Origin of the sequence: Gemella sp. 20925_1_85 (genome assembly GCF_041433735.1) — a bacterium.
GTDB lineage: Bacteria > Bacillota > Bacilli > Staphylococcales > Gemellaceae > Gemella.
This window is the reverse complement of the sequence record NZ_JAPWCC010000043.1, coordinates 1-8,821: the sequence shown is the minus strand read 5'-3', so window position 1 is coordinate 8,821 and position 8,821 is coordinate 1. Positions and strand designations below refer to the sequence as shown.

Here is an 8,821-nt window from a genome sequence, read left to right as displayed (position 1 = left end):
GTGTTTCTATTGGTTTCACTGGTGTTACATTTACTGGTACTTCTACTGTTATTACTTTTCCATTTGGTAATTCCACAGTTACTTTTACTGGATCTTTTTTACCTGGTGTTGTTAAGTCCGGAATGTTTTCTACTTTCGTTACTTTTCCACCTTCTGGAATTGTAATTCCTTTAGTGTAATCCTCTGGTGTTAATGGTGTCTTAGTTACCGGTGTTTCTACTGGTTTAACAGGTGTTACATTTACTGGTACTTCTACTTTAGTTGTTTTACCATTTGGCAAGGTAATTGTAGCAGTTATAGGCGTTTTCTTACCTGGTGTTGTTAAGTCCGGTATATTTTCTACTTTCGTTGCTTTTCCACCTTCTGGAACTTTAATATATTTAGCAATATCATCTTTTTCTAGAGGAGTATTTGTTACTGGCGTTTCTATTGGCGTAGGTTTTGCTTCTACAACTTTAATAGTCGCTGGAACTTCTACTAATACTTTTCCATTTTTATCTTTAACTACTACTGTTACTGGTTTATCACCAACAGTTGTTGCATCAAACGGTTCTTTTTGTCCCTCTGGAACTTTGTATTCAAATGTTGAACCTTCTGGATAATCACTTGGAGTAATACTATCTCTTGCTTGAGGTTTCTCAGTTGGGTTAACTGGAATTAGTTGTTCTTTACCTTCAACTACTTTTACTTTCGCTGGTACTTCTACAAGCTTATCTTCTCCATCTTTTGCTTCTACAATAACATCTTTTTCTCCTGGGCTAGTTGTATCCACTGGAGTTTTGTATTTGAAAGTTACTCCATCTGGATATTGTTCAGGATCAATGCTCTTAGATGCATCTGGTTGTTTATTATTTTTATCTACTGGTACATATTGAGTTTTAGGCTCTACAACCATTATTTTAGCTGGTATTTTCGTGATAACCTTATCTCCAATTTTGGCTACTACTACGACATCTTTCTCTCCTGGTGTTGTTGTATCTACTGGAGTTTCATAAGAGAATTCTGTATCTTTAGGGAATGCTTTAGGATCAATACTTCCTTCCACATTTGGTTGTTTTTTGTCTTTATCTACTGGCACAAACTGTGGATAACTTTCTACAACACGCACAGTTGCAGGAACTTCTGCAATAGGATTACCATCTTTATCTTTTACAATGACATTGACAGTGTAATCACCTGGAGTTGTCGTATCTACAGGAGATTTTGGATCATATTCAAATGTTGAACCATCTGGATATTCTGTTTTATCAATACTGTTTTCTGGATTTGGTTGTTTATTATTTTCATCCACTGGAACGATTTGTGGAACTCCCTCTACAACAGTTACGGGCACTTTAACAACCGTTGTTTTTTCTTTTCCATCAACAGTATATTTTACTGTGACATTTACATCTGTATCATCTGATAAATCTGGACTTGCCACATTTTCATCAATACTTACATTCGTAACATTTTCTGGTAGTTTTCCTTTGAAAGTACCATCTGCAATAGCTTCTTTTGCTTTAGCAAGAGCTTTTTCTTTTGCTTTTTCCTTGTCACTATCTTTTGCAACGAAAATTCCTTTTGGTGTTGGTTTTGGTAAAACTGTTACTTTAACTTTTACTGGTTCTGTTAATGTTTCTCCATTTTGATCCGCGTAAGTTACAGGTACAGTCACTTCTTTGACACCTGGTTTAGCTGTAATATCTTTAGCTAAATCTTTTGGCTCACCTTTAGTTCCCTTTTCACCTGGAGTGACCGCATCAGTTATATCCTTAGCTGTTAATTCATCGCCTTCAAATACGACTTTAGAAGTTGGAGTTGAACCAACTACATTTACAGGAACCTTGACGTTAACTGAAATGTCATCAATAACTTTTCCTGTAGCATTATCTCTATATTTGACTGTTACTGTTACTGGAGTTTGTTGACCATTTTGATCAGTTTTTGGAGTAACAAGAGCATCGTCAGTTACAAATGGAGTTACCCCTTCAGGTACATTTGTTAAGCCAGTAATTGCTTTATTGACGTTTTCTCTAATAGCATCTATTAATTTCTCGTTTGATGTGCCATTTAAGACTGTAACGCCTTTAGGAACTGGTTTTGGAAGAACTTTAACAGTCACTTCAACTGGTTCATCACGTTTAAATTGATTTGCTCCATAAGTAACCGTTACTGGAACTTTAATGTCTTGACCTGCTTTTCCTTCAGTAGAAAGATTGCTGACGTCAGGATTAGTAACTTTACCGTCTTTACCAGGTGTAACAGCTCCCCCTACTTTCTCTGCAGATGGTTTATCACCTTCCACTACATACACAGTTTTTGCAGTTGACACACGTGGTTGAACTTTGATGGTAAATTCTTGAGTGATATTATCATTCGTATCTTTCTTCGTATCAAATACTGGGTCATTATCAAACGGATTGTTGACGATATCATATCCCATTGATTTCAATACATCGATATGAGTTTGTACGTCACTTTCAGGAATTGTTTCGCCTGATTTACCAGTTAGAGTTAAAGCGTGGTCGGTCAACTCAGTTTCTGTTTGAGTTTTTGGATCTACAGAAACGAATTTAACTTTTGCTTTTTGATCATCTTTTTCATACGTAATCTTGATGTTTGCTTTTGGATCCGTAATTTTCGGTGGTTTATAACCTTGTTCTGGATTTGCAGGATTTACTGGTTCTAATGGCGTACCATTTCCATCTTTCGGAGTATATCCATCTTTATGCGGAATAATTTGCGTAATTTCTCCTGTTTTCGTTGGATCGTTTGGATCATTAGGGAATGGGATTGGATTTCCATCTTGACCTGTAGTTGGGTCTACTGGAATCCAGCTTCCAATTTTTGTATAAGTAACTTTATCAGTTTCATCAGGAATAACTTTAGTATCTTTTGTAGGAGTTGCTGCTTCTTTTGCCGGAATTTCTTTTTTATCAGCAATATATCCTGGTAGAACATCTACTCCAACTTTATCCCATGTTTTATTTGTACTTTCCCAATCTGTATAAGTTACTTCTTTTGTAACAAGATTAACCGTTGCTTTTCTTGTGAATGTTACAGTTTGTTCTGTAGAGTCTTTAGCTTTTTCCTCTGTAGCTGTATCTGATTCTTTCTTCACATATGAAATCACACGTTTAGCAGTTGTGTTCAAATCAGACTCCGCTAATCCCTCAGGCCATTTCAAATCTGGATTTTCACCATTTGGATCTACTGGACTATCTTTTTCATGTGGCGTTGATGAAGGAACTTCAATGATTCTAGGTTTCAAAGTAATTTCAAAGGTTTGAGATGGTTTTGAAACTCCTGCTTCTACATCCTCTTGGTCATCGAAATTAGGATGAACTCCATTTACATTGTAAGTATCACTTTCAATTTCGTAGCCTTTACCTTTTAGTTCTTTAACTTTATTCGTAATTTCATCACTATTTGGTAATGCACTTCCAGATTGACCTGTTAATTCTACTGTTGTGAAGTGTTGACCATCAGTTGTTTTAACTACTACATTAGCTTTTTGACTTTTAACTACGTATTTATAAACAACCTCGATAGGATTTTCTGTTAAAGTACCTGAAGCATTATTTGGTAAATCAGTTTTAACTAATTTATATTCTACTCCATTTTCTGTAAATTCTTCTTCTGGAGTTACTGAATAATTGTTCCCAACAATATTTTCTAATTTAGCTGTTCCATCTTTTAAAACATTTTCTTTAAGAACAGAAGTAGTATCATTAGCTTTTACATATTTTACAGTAACCTTTCCATATTTTGCTTCATCATACGCTGCTACAATATTAGATACCGCATCATACACTGTACCACTAGTTGATGTTCTATTATACGGACTATTTTTTAGGTACTCTTTAAATATATAATACTTGTTATCTGCTCCTTTTATAATATATGGTGCTGTGGCTGTTGTTGTTTTTATATTACCATTTTGAGTTTCTATTTTTTTAGTAGTATTATTAGATTCCGTAGCAACATTAACTTCTGTAAAATCTTTTGTTGGCGAAGTAGTTGCAAACTTATCTACCTCAGTTGTCCCATCTTTAACGATAGATTTTGCTTTTAATATCGAATTATTATTTGCAGCATTAACATAACGCATTGCTACGTTTCCAAGTTCCAAGTATTCCGCTAACCAAGTACCATTAGTATCGAATGCATTTTTTTTAGGATAAATCCATTCAAATGACATAGTTGGAGAAAATTGACCATTTAAATTTCCTTCTTCTCCATCTTTAGTAACAGTAATTTCTTCTTCTGTTGGACCAAATTTCTTAGTATCACTATGATACAACTTCAATGTATCTTTAACAGGTTCACGCGATACCCCTAACGCTGCCCAGTCAACTTTATACAATATTCCTTTACTAGCTTTTCCTTTTACTATTTTAACTGTTACTTCATCTTCTGTTAAATTAGTTACTTGGAAGTAAACATCACCTCGTGGTTCTTTTAAAATAACTCCATTTTCATTTACTTTTGAGTTAGCGGTAGTAATATTGTTTTGAACATTTGCTTTTGCAGGTTTAAACTCTCCAATTTTAGCAAATTTATTTAGATTCTTATTTTTTAATTTAATTTTTATAGTAGTACCAGCATCATACTCATACTTATTAGAAGAAAGCCTGAATTCTTCATTGTGTGATAATAATTCTCCGCTTTCACTGATATCCATACTACCTGTAGTTGAAAGTACTGAAGGTGCATTACTTTCTTTATCAACTTCGATATTAGTTTTATTCATGATATATTTTTTCTCAACAACAGGTTGATCATTAACAAGAATCTTACTTGTCACTTCTTTGTCTTCACTAATTTGTGGATAACGTAAACTGTAATTATTAATAGAACCTCTAAATGTTACATCAGTTAAACTTTCAATAGCTGAAGTAAATTCATAAATAAAACGTGTTTTAGTCCCTCTATTCAGAATATGTCCTGCTTCTTTTTCTTCTAAAGATACAGAGTCATCACGTTGAGCCCAGAAAGGTGTTTTATTTTGAGTTCCATTTTTTCCATAGGTTTGAGTATATAATTCTTCTGTTTTTACTAAGTTAGCAAAAACTTTTCCGTCTTTACTTAATGCTTTAGGTAAACTATCTCCATTCCCTAATTCTTCAAATGTAATACTAAATCTATCACCTTGTCTATAAGCATTATCTTTAAATTTTAAATTGTAACTTATATTATTTACTCCTGAATAACTACCCATTCTAGGTTCTGTTGAAATAGAACCACTTGCTGTAATTTTTCCTCCATCAATCGCTACATCATTGTTAGATTGTGTTTCAGGTGTTCTAAATCCACTCTCCCCTTTTCCTGGTATAGCTTTCCCATTACGTGGATCATTATTTTTATTAACTTTTTCTTCTTTAGGTTCAGTAGACACTTTCTGCATACTTTCTAGTACAAAAGCTTTATTTTTTAGTTCTACTACTTTTCTATTTATCTCTTCTTGAGTAGCTGTTGAATCTTGCACTAAATTTTGTGCTGATACTAATTCTGATTTAGCTTCTTCTAAAATTGATTTTGTTTTATCATTTATTCCAGCTTTTTCTATGGCAGCTTGCAATCTATTAATTGAATTTTCTAATTCTGATTTATTTACCTGTTTCTCAATTTTTGGTTGTGTAGCTTCTAATGGTTGTTTTGATTTCTCATGTTGTGTTGGTTGTGTTGTTGTTTCAAGTTGAGAGTGATTATCAGAAGTTAATACTTTTGAACTCTTACCTGCTTCTTTTCCAATTACTCCATTACTTGTATTATTTACAGTATTCAAATTTGTATCTTGACTAGTTTTATCAACAGTTACCGTTGTGTTATTTTCTGTATTGTCACTGGCGAATGCATTTGTTCCTAAAAACGCAAAACCAGCAGCTATCAATACCGATGCTGTCCCTACTTTGAATTTTTTTATACCGTAGTAATTAATTTTTTCTTGTTTCTTCTGAATAATCATTTTCTTATTATTCTTACTGTACATTTTTTATCCCCTCCTAAATAAACAATAAAAAAATATAATTTCTAAGTTATTTCAATGTAAATATCTTTACTATTATAATAATAACGATGTGATTAAAACAATCAATCTAATATAGAATTATTTCATCACTTAAATCAATTTTATCTATTAAATATACTTGTGTCAATAGAATTTTTGATATTTTAAGTATATTTAAGTTATAAAACTACCTTTATTTTCATAATAAAATAGTTGTCTAATTTATAAAATAACATTTTTTATATTAAAAATCAATTTACATAATTTAATCTTTAAAATATCTGCATTAGTTAATTTAATAGACTTTATAAAGTTTACGTATAATATTTATTGATAATCATTTATCAAAAATTTATCATTTTTGATAACGTTTACTATTTTTTTCTATTATAGCCAGATTATTTTAATTTAAAAATCATCATTTAATTTAGGAAATATTTAAATAAAATAAAAAATATCAGTAACCTTGTAAAAAGCTACTGATATTTCCTTTTATTTTAAAATCTTATTTTCTAAATAATCACAATATTTCATTTCTAGACTTTGAACATATAAATTTGGTGCTTTATTTTTTAATTTTCTTGCATCAGCTATTAAATCTAAAGCTTTCTCATCATTTAACTTCACGCCATATTCGTATGTTGCTAAAATATTTTTCGTTTGTGGATTTTTTTGTTTAAGTCTTGCTAATAAAGTCTTATCATTCATAAGTTCTTCTAATAGTTCATCTTCTGGATTCACTAAGCTCATTAATTTTACTAACAATGCCATAAGTTCAATTTTATAAACTGGTAATAAATCGTCTCTTTCAATATATAGTTTTCTTGCCTCATTGTATAAAGCATCAAACTCAAAGAAATATTCTAATCCTTCTAATTTAATAAATTCTAGTGCATCAGTTAAATAATTAGTATTAATTATTTCTAGTGAATTTATTTTTTCTACTATTTCAGGTTTTTCAATTAATAAATTTTTACCAATACTTTGATAATATACATATTCTAATTGTAAATATAGAACAAATCTAGTGGTTTCATCTTTATTAGCATGATAGAACGTCATTCCATCATTGAATCCCATCGGAATCAAGTTTAGAAAAGCTAACGCAAATCCTATTAAAGCAAATAATAATGTATAATAACTTGGTAGAATTAGCCAAAAAACAATAGAAAATACAATATTAAATATAACACCACCTAAAAGATATAATTTATACTTAAACTTCCCTTCAACATATTCAGGGGCTTTCATTAGACACTGCCCACCAGTTCCTGCCAGTCTTTCAAATCTAATTTTAAGTTTTCCATTTTCATCCTTTATAATTTTAAAATCAAACACTCTAAAACTAATAAACTTATATCCTGATAATAATCCAAAAAATAAATGCCCAGCCTCATGAACTATAATATGCAATATGAAGGCTAAAACACCTGCTAATAATAAAAATATAATATTAGGTGTTTCCCCACGTGAAAGTGTATCTCCAGCTATTTTTCCTACAGAGTATCCAACTACTGCACCTATAGCCATAATTCCTACTAGTTGTAACAATCCATTTATAATCTTATTTTTCATAAACAATCCTCCTATTCATCTTTTTCATGAATATAAGTCATCATTTCACTAATATTTTCAATATTTTCATCTACTAAGATATACATCCACTCTCCCATAGCTGTTGCAAATACTCCCGGCACTCTATCGATTAAACGAAGTTCTTTAGAATATTTATTATAAATATCTTCAATAGAATATTTATAAGTATATTTATCACGCCTTGATAAAGCAATTCCATTAAAGTTATTCTGCACTTTTTTCGGTAAATTGCCAACTACAACATCAGCATACATCTCAAATAAATCACATTCATAAGTATGGTTATATAAATCTACTGTATATCCACCTGCAATACGATTATTATATTCTAGCGCAATATAATCGTTATTAGGTAATTTGAAAAATTCGATATGGAAAAATCTTTCTTTCATACCAAACTCTTTAACAATCTTTCTACCGTATTCTTTTAATTTAGGATCAATTTTTTTAGAAATTATATTTCCATAATCTAGACTATCATTTAATAAATCTAAAGTAGGTTTTGTATAATAAAAACTAGTCTCAAATACAACCTCTCCTTTGGAATCAATTAGCCCATCATACGTGCAAAGGACACCATTATCTACATAACTCTCAATGAAGTACACAACGTCTTGATTCCATTGATTTTCAAATATTTCTACATCTTCTTTTGATAATAGTTTAAAAGTATTATTAGCTCCTACTCCATTATCTGGTTTAGCTATTACCGGTAATTTAATATCTTTTATCGCTTTTTCAAGTTCTTTAATAGTTTTTACAGCTCTCCCCTTAGCAACCGGTACTTCGGCTTTAATAAATCTTTCTTTCATTTTCGATTTATATTTTGTAAAATCTAGATCTTTAGGTTTTACTCCTGGGATATTAAATTGTTCTCGTATTATCGAATCCAACGTCAACCAATACTCATTATTAGACTCAACCCTATCTATAACACCGTGTTTATATATTAAGAACGCTACACCTCTTAATACTTCTTCATAATTTTCTAAATCATTTACTTTATAATATTCAGTTAAAGAATTCTTTAATCCATCAGTAAGATTATCGTAATTTTCACTACCTATTCCTAATACTCTAACTCCTTTTTCAACCAACTTTCTTGCAAAACTTTCCTGTGAAGTTGGAAAATTTGGTGACACTAATAAATAATTCATAATAATCCCTTCTTTCCTAATTTTATTCATTAGTTTACCATAAACTTCACTAATATTCCAATGAAAACATAAAAAA

At 30.9% G+C, this 8,821-nt stretch carries 3 protein-coding genes; all 3 read right to left on the bottom strand.

Going from position 1 to position 8,821, the window contains the following annotated elements:
• Positions 1-5,974, bottom strand: a 5,974-nt coding sequence (locus O3884_RS08815) for a Rib/alpha-like domain-containing protein (protein ID WP_371452999.1), incomplete at its 3' end; no start/stop codon positions are given.
• Between the two features lie 510 nt (positions 5,975-6,484).
• Complete coding sequence (locus O3884_RS08810) at positions 6,485-7,567, bottom strand: zinc metalloprotease (RefSeq protein WP_371452997.1); 1,083 nt, start codon at positions 7,565-7,567, stop codon at positions 6,485-6,487.
• A gap of 11 nt (positions 7,568-7,578) precedes the next feature.
• Positions 7,579-8,745, bottom strand: coding sequence for an ATP-grasp domain-containing protein (locus O3884_RS08805; protein WP_371452995.1), 1,167 nt, complete (start codon positions 8,743-8,745; stop codon positions 7,579-7,581).
• Between the last annotated feature and the right edge of the window lie 76 nt (positions 8,746-8,821).